Origin of the sequence: Shewanella pealeana ATCC 700345 (assembly GCF_000018285.1) — a bacterium.
GTDB lineage: Bacteria > Pseudomonadota > Gammaproteobacteria > Enterobacterales > Shewanellaceae > Shewanella > Shewanella pealeana.
Map to the genome: position 1 here is coordinate 3,108,343 of NC_009901.1, position 16,338 is coordinate 3,124,680.

Sequence of the window (16,338 nt, forward strand, 5' to 3'; positions counted from 1 at the left end):
CCAAACCTGTATTAGCGGAAGTTTTCCATCACCTTGTAATACATCATCCCCAGCGCTAAAGCTTGATTACCAAACCATTCATTAAGTGGGATCCGGTAATGGGACATCTGTGCAAACAAATCAAACTCTTGCAGCTCTCCGGCTACAGCATTAGCCATAATTTCCCCCATAATATGCGATGTCGCTACACCATGTCCTGAATAACCTTGGCAGTAATACACATTGGGTGACACTTTGCCTAACTGAGGGATACGATTAAGCACTATCCCCGCCATACCCGTCCAACCAAACTCAATATCCACGCCTTTAAGTTGTGGAAAGGTCCGCTCAATCGCGGGTCGTAACTCTCCAGCAACGTCTTTGGAATCTCGACCCGAATAATTAGTACCACCGCCAAACATCAAACGGTTATCGGCAGTTAAACGATAATAATCCAGCACGAAACGAGTGTCGTATACGGCAACATCTTTGGGAATTAAACTCATCGCCAGTTCTGGTGATAGCTGAGCCGTCGCACAATTACCCAAGGATGCAGGAAACAACATGCCGCGTAATTTTTTACGAGCAAGTTTATGATATGCATTACCAGCTAACACTACCCGATTAGCCACCACTTTACCTTTGGCTGTCGTCACCGTTGCTAATGTGCCATCATCGATATCTACAACTGCAGAATGCTCAAAAATTAATGACCCAAGGCTTTCTGCAGCCCTCGCCTCACCAATACAAAGGTTAACCGAGTGTAGATGCATATTGCGTTTGTTAAGTAGTCCGCCGTGATATAAAGGCGTATCAATATAATCGGCTAATTCCGGTTTGTTCAGCATAGCCAATTCACTTTCCATACCTCTAAGGCACGCTTCGGCATAGGTTTTTTCAAGCTCTTTTAAGTGGCTAGGCTTGTAGGCTGTATGCAGATGACCAAACTTTAAGTCACAGGCAATATCATACTTTTTGACTCGTTCTTTAATGATCTCATGCCCACGCCAGCGCATATTCCAAACATACTGCTCTGCATCACTACCGATCCGGCTTCTAAGCTGTTTTGTCATCGCCTCATCGCCAGAAAGGCTTCCCGTTACCTGACCACCATTGCGACCTGTCGCGCCCCAACCAATTTTATTCGCCTCGAGCAAGGCAACTTTATAGCCTTTCTCTGAGAGCTCTAACGCCGTCGCGACCCCAGTAAAGCCTCCACCAACTATTACTACATCGACTCTAAGCTCCCCCTCTAGCTCTGGATATTGGGTTTCCTCATTGATCGTAGCGTTATAATACGAGTTGCAGCGTGGCTCAGACATCTTCATTCCTTTTGAGTAATCTGTTACTTCTTGTTTTATATTTTTTACACTTCTCACCTTTTGTTCAGTATATCCATCTAACTAGGCAGGTCAAGGCTTGAAAAAAAGCAATATTTAAAATAAAAAATTAATAACTTTTTTGAAATCCATAGTCACTAAATGATTGCTGATGTTTTGCCCCTTCATGTTAAGTGCAGTCACTTGTCTATACAGATTTCAACGACTATCTTCAATAGTGAATGTCTTCGCTATCAAACACTCAATTTCGTGTTTTCGAAAGTAAGTCTCGGAGCGTCCAACGACTTCGACAGGTATAGCAATAACGATTGAATGACAAAGGAAAGTGATATGAAAAAACTTGGTATCGCACTCATCGCGTTAGTACTCAGTGCTTGCGCCTCTTCTCCTGCGACGTGGAAAGGTATGTCTGAAAGAGACATTGCAGCATGGAAAGATATTGGCTTTAATGCTGAGCAAGCTCAGGCTTGGAAAGGCGCAGGGTTTAATGCTGAGCAGTCGAGCGGATGGGCAAAAGCTGGCTTTAATTTGGAGAATGCCCAGAGCTGGAAAAACCAATCTTTTAATCCAGAAGAAGCGAAAAGTTGGAAGACTAGCGGTTTCGACGTAGAGACAGCCGTTGAGTCTCGGGATCAAGGGCTTACGCCCGTTAAGGTTGAATAAGCATCCCCGCATCATAAAGGCACATTGGTATACGTGCCTTTATGATTTTTAGACCTTTGAGTAAATTATTTTTTCCTTACTAGGCTTGAGATTAATGCCCTTAAAGCGGCAGGCTTGACCATCTTTGCCATATAATGATAACCACGGCGCTGCATATCGTCTATCAACTCCTTTTGGGTGTTGGCGGTGATCAAAATACCTGGTAGGTGCTCACCATACAGGTTTCTAATACCGTCCATGGCATCGACACCATTTTGATCGTTATCCAAATGATAGTCAGCAAGGATAATATCGGGGGCTACCCCTTTTAATCCGAGCTTGATGCGAGCATCAGCCAAATCACTTGCACATATCACTTCGCACTGCCAACGGCTTAATAAACTCTCAAGTCCGGCTAAAATTGCCTCCTCGTTATCGATACACAGCACCTTAACTCCCGCTAGAGGCTGTAACAATGAAGGCTCTTTTTTAAGTTTAGGTGCAGTATTTTCTTTACCTATTGGTACTCGAATAGAGAACATAGAGCCTTTACCCAGTTCAGATCTGACATTGATCTCATGGGATAGCACTCGGCTGATCCTATCTGCAATCGCTAAGCCTAACCCTAAGCCGCTCACACTCTTGCTCTCAGGGTTATCCAGCCGTTTAAACTCTTTAAAAATCTCGGTTGTTTCACTCTCATCGATACCACAACCTGTGTCTATAACTTGGATCTCCAGTTCATCACCACGGCGTCGACAACCTAATAAGACTCGATTGCCCTTAGCGTACCGATAAGCATTTGTTAGGAAATTTTGCAGTACACGTCGCAACAGACTCGCATCTGAATTGATGGTTGCCGAGCTTGGGACATAGTTAAATTTGATTAAACAATCCTTAGACATTGCATCAAACTCGACCGCTAAACCATCGATTAAATCAGCAATAGCAAAATCACGTCGATTAACTTCTACCATATCGGAGTCAAGCTTAGAGATATCCAATAGGTCGGTAAGCAGCTCTCCTGCAATCTTCAGTGAGCTGTTAACATGGTTGAGGGTCGTTTTCCCCTCTTGATCGAGATTTGGATATTGCGATAAAGAGGCGGTAAACAGCCGTGCTGCATTTAACGGCTGCATTAAATCATGACCTACTGCTGCTAAGAAGCGACTTTTAGACGCATTAGCCATCTCCTCTTGAGCCTTAGCCTCAAGCAGCTTGCTATTGAGCATAGATAGCTCATAGGTACGCTCTTGAACTCTGGCCTCTAAAGTTTCGTTTGCTTGCTGCAGTGCTTTGGCTTGCAGACGATATTGAGTAATATCGGTAAAGGTCATCACAAAACCACCACTGGGCATTGGGTTGCCTTGAATTTTAATAACCTTGCCATCTTTGCGTTGCCGCTCGGAAACGTGTGGCGTGCCATTGCGCATATGTTGTACTCGCTTTTCAACTTGCGCCTCTATGTCTCCTACACCACAAAATCCTCGGGCTGCATTAAAGCGCACCACGTCGCTAATTGGCATCCCAGCTTGGAGGAAATGCTCAGGATAATTATATAGCTCTGCGTATTTATAGTTCCAAGCCACCAAATTAAGATCTTTATCAACCACACTCATGCCTTCATAGGCGTGCTCTATAGCGCCACGTAGCATATCTTGGCTTAAAATTATCTTCGAGGAGGCTTCATCGACCAAGCTAAACACTTCATCTAGGGCTAAATCACGTCCTTGTAGCACAGAGTCAAGCACCAAGGAGGCGCTAGAAGCCCCTAATACTCCGGCTAACATATGCTCTGTATGGGCGATAAGTTCTGGCGGCGCCACTTTATGCCAGCTATCACTTTTTACCGCCTCTTCTGAGAATGCAGAAAAGCTCTCGTAGGCGCGAGTAGGGCTCACAAAGCGACTGGCTAAAATAAGTAAGTCTTGCTGTGAAACCGGGCTACTCTTTCTATTAATATCTTTCTTAAGTTGTCCAGGGGTTACAAATGCGCTCGCCTGCATTCGCTCTGCCACTCCAGCTCTAAACCAGATAGAGCCCAACATATAACAGGCACAGTTTGCTAATAACGCAATGAGAATGTCGCGCACATTAGGCGTAATCGATTCAAGCAGTACAAACTCAGAAGTGACAATCGTCGGCGAGTTCACCACACCTTGTAATAAGATGTAGCACCAACAACTAAAACCCACTGCAAGCCCTAAAAATACACCACTGCGATTTCCATGCTTCCAGTACATACCACCTATAAGCGCAGGTGCTAACTGAGCAAAAGCGCCAAAAGAGAGCATACCCAGTGATGAAAGCGAGTCACTATCCATAAATGATAGATAGCTAAAGTAACCAAGCCCCAAAATCAGAACGATTGCCAAACGTCTTGCGTTAAGTAGCAATTGGGAAAACTGGCTAAAATTTTTCTCTCTTATCTGACCAGTACGCAGCATCAATGGCACTAACCACTCATTACTCACCATCACACTAATGGTTACTACGGCGACAATCACCATGCCAGTTGCCGCAGAAAGCGTCCCTAAGAGCGCTACGACCGCAAGCCAGGGCTGATTAAGAGCTAAAGGAAGGTTTATTACATACGTATCGGCTGCAACTGCGTCACCCAGTAAAAGCTGCCCAGCCAATGCTAACGGCGCGACGAACATGCCAAACAACACTAAGTAGAGTGGAAATAACCAGCGCGCTTTAAGTATAGTGCTCTCATTTTCACACTCCACCATCATCACGTGAAACTGGCGTGGCATACAGAGAAAAGCCGCCATCCCAACCAGTAACTCAGGCGTAAGCGACTCTAAGCGAATATTGGGCTCATTAATTAAGTCTCGCTCTGTGGCTTGCTGCCAGATATCGCCAAAACCATCAAAGACACCGAAACTAATCACAATACCTACCAGCAAGAACGCTCCGAGCTTCACCAGAGACTCAAAGGCGATCGCCAACATCATGCCAGGGTTATGTTCAGTTGCGTCAAGTTTTCTCGTACCAAATAAAATGGCAAAAATGGCCAAGATGGCAGTGATAATTAGTGATACTTTAGCCCCATCGAATAACTCACCATAGGGCTGAAAAAGATTAAGACTAAACACCATAGCTTTAAGCTGCAGTGCGATATAAGGCATTATTCCAAACAGGGCTATGAAGGTAACAATCGCGGCGAGAAGCTGTGACTTGCCATAGCGTGCGGCAATAAAATCTGCAACAGAGGTGATATTCTGTGCCTTAGAAACAATCACCATCTTACGTAGTAAGCTAAAGCCAAAAGTAAATATTAAGATTGGACCGATAAAGATAGGCAGAAATGACCACAGATCCTGAGCAGATTGCCCTACCGTTCCAAGAAAACTCCATGATGAACAGTATACTGCGAGACTTAAACCATAGACCCAAGTTTGTATGCGTTTAGTGATGCCGCCAAACCAGCGCTCAGCGCCCCAAGCGATTAGAAACAGCAGCAGCACATAAACAATGGCAATGGTGCCAACTAACACGGTCAAGTTCATTAGTGTTCTCTTTTTTTAATTCTATTTTGCGGTAAATAACGAATGAAATCCAGCCGAATTAAAATTACAACCAATTAAAAAATAAGGATATTTAATTACTAGACCAAGGTCTAATAGAGAAATAACCCCTTCCCAATCCATACTCAGCTTACGCATTATTAGATAAGGGAAGCCAAATGAGCACGCAGTCTCTCTATAAAGTACCAAGTGAAATCGCTGCAAACGCACTTGTAAACGATGAACAATATAAAAAAATGTATCAGGAGTCGATTGTAAACCCTGAAGGTTTCTGGAGAGAACACGGTAACCGTATCGACTGGATCAAACCTTTTACTAAGGTAAAGAAAACCTCATTCGATGACCACAATCTATTTATCAAGTGGTTCTATGACGGCACGCTCAATGCCTCTGCTAACTGTTTAGACAGGCACCTTGAAAACAATGCCGATAAATTAGCAATTATCTGGGAAGGTGATGACGCTAAAGATCAGCGCACTCTAACTTACGGCCAGCTTCACGCCGAAGTTTGTAAATTCGCTAATGCACTTCGTAGCCAGGGTGTACGTCGAGGCGATGTTGTGACTGTTTACATGCCTATGGTGCCAGAGGCCGCAGTCGCCATGCTTGCATGTGCCCGAATTGGTGCAATTCATTCGGTTGTATTTGGTGGCTTCTCACCGGACTCTATTGCTTCTCGCGTTATCGATGGCAACTCAAAAGTCGTCATCACTGCCGATGAAGGCGTTCGTGCCGGCCGTATCATTCCTCTAAAAGCCAATATTGATGAAGCCCTTTCTCACCCTGATGTCAATTGCGTCGAAAAAGTGATCGTGATGAAACGCACAGGCGGTGATATTAACTGGGTAGAAGGTCGTGATATCTGGTGGGGATCTTTAATGGAGACCGCATCTGAGCATTGCATTCCTGAAGAGATGGGTGCCGAAGATCCGCTATTCTTACTCTATACCTCGGGCTCCACCGGTAATCCTAAAGGTGTGCTGCACACTACAGGTGGTTACATGGTTTATGCGGCCATGACTCACGAGTACGTATTCGACTATAAAGAAAATGAAGTCTATTGGTGTACGGCTGATGTTGGCTGGATCACAGGCCACTCTTATATGGTCTACGGACCACTCGCCAATGGCGCGACAGTGCTTATTCACGAAGGTGTACCAAACTATCCAACCCCTGCACGCTTAGGTGAGATGGTTGACCGTCATAAAGTAAACATTCTATATACGGCTCCAACCCTTATTCGCGCACTCATGGCTGAAGGCAAAGAACAATTCGAAGGGTTTGACGGTAGTTCGTTACGTATTATGGGATCTGTCGGTGAGCCGATTAACCCAGAGGCTTGGCGCTGGTATAACGATGTTATTGGCCATGAAAAATGCCCAATCGTAGATACTTGGTGGCAGACTGAAACTGGCGGCATCTTGATCAGCCCGCTACCAGGTGCCACAGATACCAAACCTGGATCCGCGACTCGCCCATTCTTTGGCGTACAGCCGGCTCTTGTCGATAATATAGGTAATATCGTCGAAGGAGCTAACGAAGGTAACTTAGTTATCTTAGACTCTTGGCCTGGACAGATGCGTACGGTATTCGGCGACCACGACAGATTCGTACTCACCTACTTTAAAACCTTCAGAGGCATGTACTTTACAGGTGATGGCGCTAGGCGTGATGAAGATGGTTACTACTGGATCACCGGCCGTGTGGATGATGTGATTAATGTGTCGGGGCACCGCTTAGGTACTGCAGAAGTAGAAAGCGCATTGGTCGCCCATGAACTCGTTGCCGAAGCCGCTGTAGTAGGTTACCCCCATGACATTAAGGGCCAAGGTATTTACGCCTATGTCACCTTAACTAAAGGCTCGGTTGAAACAGAGGAGCTTCGTCAAGAACTGAGACAGTGGGTTCGTAAAGAGATTGGCGCACTGGCAACGCCAGATCTTATCCAATGGGCTGGCGGCTTACCTAAGACACGTTCAGGTAAGATCATGCGTCGCTTCCTGCGTAAGATTGCCGCAAACGAGGTCACTAACCTAGGTGACTCATCGACTCTCGCAGATCCAGCGGTAATCGATACCTTGATTGAGACTCGCCTTAATCGCAGCGAATAGTTAATTTTCATCAAGTAAAATATCTATTGTTTGACCTCCCCTAGCCCCTCTATGAGGGGCTTTTTTTGTCCCATTTTTCCATCAATATATACAAAAACAATATTAGCCAATATTTTACTTATCCCATGCCAGCAAATATGGGATCATCCCAAGCATAAACTCGTATTCAATTAGGTTCGTTTAGTGCAACTGAGAGATTATCAGCAGCAATCCGTTGACGCCGCCATCAACCATTTCAAATCTAGTTCTGACTCAGCTTTACTAGTGCTGCCAACCGGAGCAGGTAAGAGCATTGTCATTGCCGAGTTAGCTCGAATAGCCAAGGGGCGAGTACTCATTCTCACCCACGTTAAGGAACTCGTTGCTCAAAATGCCGAGAAAGTCGGTTTACTGACCACTAAAGCAAAGATCTATTCGGCTGGATTAAAGCAAAAATCAACTGCCGGTAAGACCGTTGTCGCCAGTATCCAATCAGCAGTGAAACAACCAACTCAATTTGATGAGCCTTACAGCTTGGTCATTATCGATGAATGCCATCGCGTTAGCCCAGATAAAGACAGCCAATATCAGCAACTGTTAACTCATTTAAAGTCTAAAAATAGTCGCATTAGATTACTGGGGTTAACAGCGACCCCCTATCGTTTAGATTTGGGTTGGATTTATCGTCATCACTATCACGGCAAGATTGGCAATACTGAAAAACCCGTATTTGAAAAATGTATCTTCGAACTGCCTATGCGTCCACTCATCAAGAGAGGTTTCTTAAGCCAGCCAAAAATGTTTGATGGGCTCAGTGCGCAATACGACTTTAGTGAGTTAACGGCCTCGCCAACTGGTGAATACAATGAAAAAGAAGTGAACTCAATACTCAATCATTGTGGCCGAGCAACAACGGCTATCGTTAAACAATTAATTGCACTAGGAGCACACCGTCAGGGGATCATTATTTTCGCGGCAACGGTCAAACACGCCGAAGAAATTGTAGCTAAGCTTGAAGGTGAAACTGTTGCACTGATCACCGCGAAGACATCACGAGAAGATAGGGACTCGTTAATCGGCGCGTTCAAAGCAAAGAAGATCAAGTACCTCGTCAATGTTGCAGTATTAACAACAGGCTTTGATGCCCCCCACGTTGATCTTATTGCTATATTGCGCCCTACCGCCTCTGTTAGCCTTTTTCAACAAATGGTTGGCCGAGGGCTCAGAATCGATAAAAATAAAGATGAGTGCCTTGTCATTGATTATGCGGCCAATGGATACGACCTATTTTATCCTGAAGTCGGACAACCTAAACCCAATAGCAAATGCAAACCTGTACAGGTTCATTGTCCGGTATGCGATTTTGCCAATATCTTTTGGGGCTTAACCGATAATGATGGCGACATTATTGAACATTTTGGCCGCAGGTGTCAGGCGCTAATAGAAAGAGAGGGACGTAAACAGCAATGCGATTTTCGATTCCGCTCTAAGTCTTGTCCAAACTGCGGGGAAGAAAATGATATTGCAGCTAAAGTCTGCCAACATTGTCAGTTCGTTTTAGTCGATCCAGATAAAAGGCTTAAAGAAGTTCTGCAGCAAAAACATCACCACCTGTTTAAATGCCAAAGCATGGTTCTAGAACCGCAAGAAGAACGCTTAGTGGTCCGCTATATTGACCTCGATGGTAATGACTTCTGCCGTTACTTTAAAATGCAAACTCCGGCACAGATCCGAGCAGTATTTGCGTTGTTTATTTTCCCTCATAGCCGAACGCCAGGTATAAAACATAAAAAATACCAAACACCACAGCAACTAGCTGATGATGCAAACTTGTTTAGAAAGCCTGATCTGCTATTACTCAAAAAAGGCAAAAAAGGCTGGGAGCTGATGGAAACAATTTTTGATTACAAAGGCCGATATCAAACCGAGAAAACACATTTCGAGTAAAAATCAGTAAATCGATTAACACGAATTTAAATATCGATTAGAACAATTGCAATCGCTATGATATAAAGTGTTCAAGCTAAAACTGAGGAAGCTATCATGTTTGTTGTAATTTTCGGTCGTCCAGGTTGTCCTTATTGTGTTCGTGCTGTACAAGTTGCCGAGCAACTCACAGAAAAGCGCGATGATTTTAAATTTAAGTACGTAGACATTCATGCTGAAGGGATCAGTAAAGCTGATCTAGAAAAAACAGTAGGTAAGCCAGTTGAAACTGTGCCACAAATCTTTGTTGATCAAGTACACGTTGGTGGTTGTACTGAGTTTGTACAATACGTAAGTGACAACGAATTAATGCCAGCTGCATAAGTAAAATGTTCAGATCATCATAAAAAAGGAGGCCAAGGCCTCCTTTTTTGCGTTAGATAGACTAAAGCACGTACTTCATTGAAAATATCACTCGATTTAACTCACCATCCATACCGTTCTCTTTGGTGTTCTTCGCATACATATACTCTAAGCCTACCGTCAATGGCTTAACAGGCGAATAAAGTAAGTTAATGTAGCCAGAGTAAGAATCTTTATTCACATTATTGCCAATTAAGTCAATGTTGTTCTCAGCCTTGAAACCAGAACCAGTGATGCTCGTTCTCCATTTATCGCTCCACCAATGGCGATATGAGATATAGCCACCGTATGACTCAATCGTTTCAATGTCACCACTAGCATTCAATACACCAGCATTAACATAGTTAAGCGCCATATATCGCCCTAACCCTTCACCATAGGTCGCAGACATCTTAATATCATCTTGGCCCACTGGAATGACACCAGTAAAGCTCACACCATAACCAAACTCTGATGAATCGATAGGGTTAGCAGTATCTTTATCCTTTTCAACATTTAACTGACGCGCAATACCTGCAAACGTGAAGGCCATGCCGCCCTCAGTCTTCATGTTATAGCGTGCGACAAAATCAGGCACCATACCACTACCACTAGTAATACGACTACCCGAAATATCTCGATAACCATTCACTGTCGTTTCAGGATTCTCAGCTGAGAACTGGAAGCCACCGTTGGTGTATCGCACCATGGTTTGACGCACAAATGGTGTACCTTCAGCCGCACCAACAAAATCTAAGTTCTCAGGTAATGCACCAGGGTTTTGGAAAGTGGTCCACATTTGACCTGCGGCCCAATTATCAAAACTTACAAATGCTTGTCGAATACGTGGGGAGTAACTATTTGATACGCGCTCATTACCGTCGGTATGAGTCATAAAATCCAGTTCAATAAAACCAGTGAGCTTATGTCCATCTAGATCAGTGGAAGTTTTAAAGTTAAAGCGCGATTCTCTTGCGTGAAAATCGACAACCTGCTTACCGTTGCTTGGATCACCGTATATCGTACCAGGTACATAAAACTGTCGTGATAAACTGCCAGAATCTGGTGCACCGTTGCTATAGTCACTAAACATTACATCGGCCTTCACATAACCACCAAACTTAAACTCGGTATCAGCCTGAGCACTAAAACTCACCGCGGCAATTGTTGCTGCGGCTAAAACTGTTAACTTTGTATGTTTCATTCCCTTTCTCCCAGATATTTTTATTATCCATACAAAATATGACCGAAGTAACAATTCGACAACATTAGCAATAGGTCTATCAGACCAAGGTAGAACACCAAATGCTAATTAATCATATCCGTATTTAACGATTAAAATATTAGTAAAGAAATATGCAAAGTGTTAATTTTGTTTCAGTTTATCGCTGCTGACAATAATCTAATTGAACAATTACCAGCGCAAAAAAAGTCTAAAGCAAACAGTTAAATACATTTAAAAACAGTCGCTTGCGACACTGTGGACTCCAAAAAGCTTTCTTTTGAAACAGTACTGAAATCTTAGTGTCACACTAAAAAATATTTAAAATAGTGACCTAAAATCAACTTATAGTTAGACAGTTTCATTCCAATACAAGGGTCTACTGTTGAAATCCATCGACCTTGAGCCAATTACATTTAAGTCGAATCCATGCACGATGAATATCCCTATGCACTACTTTAATATGGCTCATATCATGACTATCCATGCTTAACTAAGCTATTTCACAGTACTACAAAGTGATAAATGAATTAAATTCATAAACCGCAGCACTCTGACAAAACCGATCGAGATAAAAAAAGTCAGTAAACTTGAAACTGTTTGAGTTGTTTGAGTTGTTTGAGAAAGTAAAACTGGGAATGAGCGAGAAGTGGTGGGTCGTGAAGGATTCGAACCTTCGACCAATGTGCTAATTAACAGCAAAGCCAACTGCATGATCTATAACAAACGCGACTGAACTTACTAACTAGTTTTGATTAGCTGGATAGTTTTTTGAGCTGTTTGAGGAAGTAAAACTGGGAATGAGCGAGAAGTGGTGGGCTGTGAAGGATTCGAACCTTCGACCAATTGGTTAAAAGCCAACTGCTCTACCGACTGAGCTAACAGCCCCTCTGGGTATTGCGTCTCTGAATTCATCTGCTTTGCAGCAAACCCACTTTCAGAAAAGTGGTGGGCTGTGAAGGATTCGAACCTTCGACCAATTGGTTAAAAGCCAACTGCTCTACCGACTGAGCTAACAGCCCTCTGGGTATTGCGTCTCTGAATTCATCTGCTTTGCAAGCAAATCCACTCTCAGAAAAGTGGTGGGCTGTGAAGGATTCGAACCTTCGACCAATTGGTTAAAAGCCAACTGCTCTACCGACTGAGCTAACAGCCCCTCTGGGTATTGCGTCTCTGAATTCATCTGCTTTGCAGCAAACCCACTTTCAGAAAAGTGGTGGGCTGTGAAGGATTCGAACCTTCGACCAATTGGTTAAAAGCCAACTGCTCTACCGACTGAGCTAACAGCCCCTCTGGGTATTGCGTCTCTGAATTCATCTGCTTTTCAAGCAAATCCACTTTCAGAAAAGTGGTGGGCTGTGAAGGATTCGAACCTTCGACCAATTGGTTAAAAGCCAACTGCTCTACCGACTGAGCTAACAGCCCTCTGGGTATTGCGTCTCTGAATTCATCTGCTTTGCAGCAAACCCACTTTCAGAAAAGTGGTGGGCTGTGAAGGATTCGAACCTTCGACCAATTGGTTAAAAGCCAACTGCTCTACCGACTGAGCTAACAGCCCTCTGGGTATTGCGTCTCTGAATTCATCTGCTTTGCAAGCAAATCCACTCTCAGAAAAGTGGTGGGCTGTGAAGGATTCGAACCTTCGACCAATTGGTTAAAAGCCAACTGCTCTACCGACTGAGCTAACAGCCCCTCTGGGTATTGCGTCTCTGAATTCATCTGCTTTGCAGCAAACCCACTTTCAGAAAAGTGGTGGGCTGTGAAGGATTCGAACCTTCGACCAATTGGTTAAAAGCCAACTGCTCTACCGACTGAGCTAACAGCCCCTCTGGGTATTGCGTCTCTGAATTCATCTGCTTTGCAAGCAAATCCACTCTCAGAAAAGTGGTGGGCTGTGAAGGATTCGAACCTTCGACCAATTGGTTAAAAGCCAACTGCTCTACCGACTGAGCTAACAGCCCCTCTGGGTATTGCGTCTCTGAATTCATCTGCTTTGCAGCAAACCCACTTTCAGAAAAGTGGTGGGCTGTGAAGGATTCGAACCTTCGACCAATTGGTTAAAAGCCAACTGCTCTACCGACTGAGCTAACAGCCCCTCTGGGTATTGCGTCTCTGAATTCATCTGCTTTTCAAGCATATCCACTTTCAGAAAAGTGGTGGGCTGTGAAGGATTCGAACCTTCGACCAATTGGTTAAAAGCCAACTGCTCTACCGACTGAGCTAACAGCCCCTCTGGGTATTGCGTCTCTGAATTCATCTGCTTTGCAAGCAAATCCACTCTCAGAAAAGTGGTGGGCTGTGAAGGATTCGAACCTTCGACCAATTGGTTAAAAGCCAACTGCTCTACCGACTGAGCTAACAGCCCATCTAGTATTACTGATATCTTTACTCACCAGTCAGAATTACTAACTTTATGATTTAAGATACCCCCGAGTGACTGTGTCTCTCTGAGGGCGCCTATAATACCTTTTTCATCTTCGCATGCAAGCGCAAATTTACCATTTCACCGCGTTTGTCTGAAAAACAATCTAAGAGATTGTTTTATGAATAAATCAGCATCAAAGTGATGAAAGTTGCTGCAACGCAATTCGGGCTGCAGCGCTGTTCGCATATTCCTGAGTGACTTTTTGATAATAAGCTTTAGCTTTAGCTTTATCTCCCGTCTTTTCTGCAATCATACCCAGTTTGACTAAGCTTTCGCCACGCTTGCTCGAATCGGTGTATTTTTCAACAACAGTAGTAAAAGCTTTAGAGGCTCCGTCAAACTCACTCTTATTATAAAGTAGCTGACCTAACCAATAATTAGCATTAGGTGCGTAGCTAGAATTTGGGTAACGCTGGATAAATTGTGCAAAAGCAGGAATAGCAGCTTCGTACTTTTTCTCTTTCAACACTAAATTGACCGCTTGCTCATAGCTTGCAGTTTCACCTAGGCTTGAAGATACAGAAGGTGTGCTACTAGTCGTATCAACTACGACTGCATTGGCAGGCTTTGAAGAGAGGTTAGCTATGTCTTCATATAATTGGCGCTGTCTTTGTAACATCTGCTCAATTTGATATGACTGCTGTTCACTTAGTCCGCGTAAATCTAGAACTTCTTGCTGCAATGTTTCTAAACGCTGCTGCATTTGAAATTCGCTTTGTTGCTTAGCTTTAATAACTCGCTCTAAACGAGCAACTCTATCGTCTGTAGAGCCACCAGCAATATCCTCAACAGGAGCAGGTGCTGCGTAAGCAGAACCTGCAACTAGGATAATTGCCGCTGATAAAACGGCGTGTTTCATAAGGTAAACCTTTTACCAGTGCTATTAATAAACGAGTACTGCACGACGGTTTTTAGCAAAACCATCATCTGAGCGAGAAAAATCCAGTGGTTTCTCTTCACCATAACTCACGATGCTCATTTGGCTTGGTTGAACACCCATGCCTTGTAGGTATTTTGCAACGGCTTTCGCGCGGCGCTCACCTAGTGCAATATTATATTCTGGTGTACCACGCTCATCAGCATGACCTTCAATCATCACTCGAACATTTGGGTGCTCAACAAGATAGTCACCATGAGCATCCAAAATCTCAGCGAACTGTTGAGAAACCGAGCTACGATCAAAATCAAAATAGATGATGTGTTCTTTTCTCAACTCTTGATACTTAAGGCGTTGCTGCTCCTGTGGAGTCAATACAGGTGCAACACCTCCTGTTTCAACGCCATTGTTAGCATATTCACTCGATGAAGACGACTCAGTAGAGCTCGTTGCATCCGTTTCAGACTCAGAAGTTGAGCTACAGGCGCTGATAGCCATAATAGGAAGTACGACTAACATGGCTTTAAATAGCTTATTCAGATCCATTTTTTAAATCCTTAATCTTTATAGTTAGAGAAATGGTGACCAAGATGGTGATTTAACTTCACCCTGCCCAGCTGGCAGTCTTGCTTTAAAACGTCCATCCATAGAAACCGCAGCTAATACCTGCTTCCCTTGGTATGTTGTTCCATAAATAACCATGGTGCCATTTGGCGCCACGCTTGGAGATTCATCTAATCGCGTACTGGTCAGGACTTGCATGAAACGAGTCTCAAGATCCATGCGAGCGATATTAAATTTACCATTGATGCGATTAACAAAAATAATACTGCGTCCATCAGGCGAAATTGAACCTCCTAGGTTCCATTCACCTTCAAACGTTAAACGAGAAATTTTTCCCGAATCCAGGAAGACGCGATATAACTGTGGCCGCCCACCACGCTCAGAGGTAATAAGCAGTGACTTTCCGTCAGGGAACCAAGACGGCTCAGTGTCGATAGCGTAATGATTCGTCACTCGCTTAATCGCCTTAGTCGCAATATCCACTACATATACTTCAGGCTGACCGTCCTTCGAAAGTGTTACCGCCAACTTCTTACCGTCCGGTGAAAATACCGGCGCACCATTAATACCATCGAAGCTGGTTATCTTAGTGCGTTGCTGAGTATAGATGTTCTGTACAAACACCTCCGCTTTACGGTTCTCAAAGCTAACATAAGCTAGGCTCTGTCCGTCTGGAGACCAAGATGGTGACATCAATGGCTCTGGGGAGCGTAACAACATCTGCTCGTTATAACCATCATAATCGGCAATCATCAGTTTATAAGGAGATTTTTCACCGTGATTAACCACAACGTAAGCAACGCGAGTCAAGAATGCCCCACGAATACCCGTCAGCTTCTCATACACTACATCACTGATCCGGTGACCGTACTGACGAAACTGCGCCGCACTGATCACTGTTTCACGACTATCAATCACTAAATCTTTAGTCGACATAGAATCAGATTGAAGCTGGGCTTTAACTAAGTCGATGAGCTCAAAACTCACTAAATACTTATCGCCACCATAAGGCTTAATCGAACCCATAACCACAGCCTCTGCTGGCTGCGCCATCCAAGCCGATGCATTAAACTGTGCCAAAGTGCTTATACCGCGTTGTGGCAGGCTTAACTCATCGGCTGGGCTAAACGTGCCACTTCGCGCTAAGTCTGACATCACCACATCGGAGATCTGCGATGGCATAGGACCAGTGCCTTGCCAAACAAATGGGATAACCGCGATGGGTCTCGCTGCATCAACCCCTTCGGTAATAATAATATCCAATGCGGCCTTTACTGGCATGCTGCAGATAAGCAGACTTGTCAGTAACCATTTTCCCAAATTTTTCATGAGACTCCT

10 protein-coding genes and 12 tRNA genes are annotated in these 16,338 nt (G+C 44.1%); 4 read left to right on the forward strand and 18 right to left on the reverse strand.

Going from position 1 to position 16,338, the window contains the following annotated elements; genetic code table 11:
• Window positions 1–11: 11 nt before the first annotated feature.
• Window positions 12–1,301: an NAD(P)/FAD-dependent oxidoreductase gene (locus SPEA_RS13505; RefSeq protein ID WP_012155782.1), complete on the reverse strand. Its 1,290-nt coding sequence runs from the start codon at window positions 1,299–1,301 to the stop codon at window positions 12–14.
• A 348-nt stretch (window positions 1,302–1,649) separates the two neighbouring features.
• Between SPEA_RS13505 and SPEA_RS13510 the strand changes: the two genes are divergently transcribed.
• On the forward strand, window positions 1,650–1,982 hold the full coding sequence (locus SPEA_RS13510; RefSeq protein ID WP_012155783.1) for a hypothetical protein: 333 nt from the start codon (window positions 1,650–1,652) through the stop codon (window positions 1,980–1,982).
• A gap of 65 nt (window positions 1,983–2,047) precedes the next feature.
• Here the strand turns inward: SPEA_RS13510 and SPEA_RS13515 are convergent, their stop codons facing one another.
• The gene (locus SPEA_RS13515; protein ID WP_012155784.1) at window positions 2,048–5,476 is read right to left on the reverse strand and encodes a hybrid sensor histidine kinase/response regulator; all 3,429 of its coding nucleotides are present in this window, start codon (window positions 5,474–5,476) and stop codon (window positions 2,048–2,050) included.
• A 176-nt stretch (window positions 5,477–5,652) separates the two neighbouring features.
• Between SPEA_RS13515 and acs the strand changes: the two genes are divergently transcribed.
• From acs to SPEA_RS13530, 3 genes are all read left to right on the forward strand, one after another.
• On the forward strand, window positions 5,653–7,605 hold the full coding sequence (acs, locus tag SPEA_RS13520) for an acetate--CoA ligase (RefSeq protein WP_012155785.1): 1,953 nt from the start codon (window positions 5,653–5,655) through the stop codon (window positions 7,603–7,605).
• A gap of 183 nt (window positions 7,606–7,788) precedes the next feature.
• Window positions 7,789–9,531: a DNA repair helicase RadD gene (gene radD, locus SPEA_RS13525; protein WP_012155786.1), complete on the forward strand. Its 1,743-nt coding sequence runs from the start codon at window positions 7,789–7,791 to the stop codon at window positions 9,529–9,531.
• A 96-nt stretch (window positions 9,532–9,627) separates the two neighbouring features.
• A complete protein-coding gene (locus SPEA_RS13530; protein ID WP_012155787.1) occupies window positions 9,628–9,894 on the forward strand; it encodes a GrxA family glutaredoxin in 267 nt (88 codons plus the stop codon).
• 61 nt (window positions 9,895–9,955) lie between these two features.
• Here the strand turns inward: SPEA_RS13530 and SPEA_RS13535 are convergent, their stop codons facing one another.
• From SPEA_RS13535 to tolB, 16 genes are all read right to left on the reverse strand, one after another.
• Window positions 9,956–11,116, reverse strand: coding sequence for a DcaP family trimeric outer membrane transporter (locus tag SPEA_RS13535; RefSeq protein WP_012155788.1), 1,161 nt, complete (start codon window positions 11,114–11,116; stop codon window positions 9,956–9,958).
• 830 nt (window positions 11,117–11,946) lie between these two features.
• Window positions 11,947–12,022, reverse strand: a tRNA-Lys gene (locus SPEA_RS13540).
• A 58-nt stretch (window positions 12,023–12,080) separates the two neighbouring features.
• A tRNA-Lys gene (locus SPEA_RS13545) sits at window positions 12,081–12,156 on the reverse strand.
• 58 nt (window positions 12,157–12,214) lie between these two features.
• Window positions 12,215–12,290 (reverse strand) — tRNA-Lys (locus SPEA_RS13550).
• Window positions 12,291–12,348: 58 nt separating this feature from the next.
• A tRNA-Lys gene (locus SPEA_RS13555) sits at window positions 12,349–12,424 on the reverse strand.
• 59 nt (window positions 12,425–12,483) lie between these two features.
• Window positions 12,484–12,559 (reverse strand) — tRNA-Lys (locus SPEA_RS13560).
• Window positions 12,560–12,616: 57 nt separating this feature from the next.
• Window positions 12,617–12,692: transfer RNA gene (locus SPEA_RS13565), tRNA-Lys, on the reverse strand.
• A gap of 58 nt (window positions 12,693–12,750) precedes the next feature.
• A tRNA-Lys gene (locus tag SPEA_RS13570) sits at window positions 12,751–12,826 on the reverse strand.
• A gap of 58 nt (window positions 12,827–12,884) precedes the next feature.
• Window positions 12,885–12,960, reverse strand: a tRNA-Lys gene (locus tag SPEA_RS13575).
• 59 nt (window positions 12,961–13,019) lie between these two features.
• Window positions 13,020–13,095 (reverse strand) — tRNA-Lys (locus tag SPEA_RS13580).
• A gap of 58 nt (window positions 13,096–13,153) precedes the next feature.
• A tRNA-Lys gene (locus tag SPEA_RS13585) sits at window positions 13,154–13,229 on the reverse strand.
• A gap of 59 nt (window positions 13,230–13,288) precedes the next feature.
• Window positions 13,289–13,364, reverse strand: a tRNA-Lys gene (locus SPEA_RS13590).
• A gap of 59 nt (window positions 13,365–13,423) precedes the next feature.
• Window positions 13,424–13,499, reverse strand: a tRNA-Lys gene (locus SPEA_RS13595).
• Window positions 13,500–13,692: 193 nt separating this feature from the next.
• Entirely contained in the window at window positions 13,693–14,418 is a 726-nt protein-coding gene (gene ybgF, locus SPEA_RS13600) for a tol-pal system protein YbgF (protein ID WP_012155789.1), read from the reverse strand.
• A gap of 24 nt (window positions 14,419–14,442) precedes the next feature.
• On the reverse strand, window positions 14,443–14,982 hold the full coding sequence (gene pal, locus SPEA_RS13605; protein WP_012155790.1) for a peptidoglycan-associated lipoprotein Pal: 540 nt from the start codon (window positions 14,980–14,982) through the stop codon (window positions 14,443–14,445).
• A gap of 24 nt (window positions 14,983–15,006) precedes the next feature.
• Window positions 15,007–16,329, reverse strand: a complete 1,323-nt coding sequence (tolB, locus tag SPEA_RS13610) for a Tol-Pal system beta propeller repeat protein TolB (RefSeq protein WP_012155791.1) — start codon at window positions 16,327–16,329, stop codon at window positions 15,007–15,009.
• Window positions 16,330–16,338 lie beyond the last annotated feature (9 nt).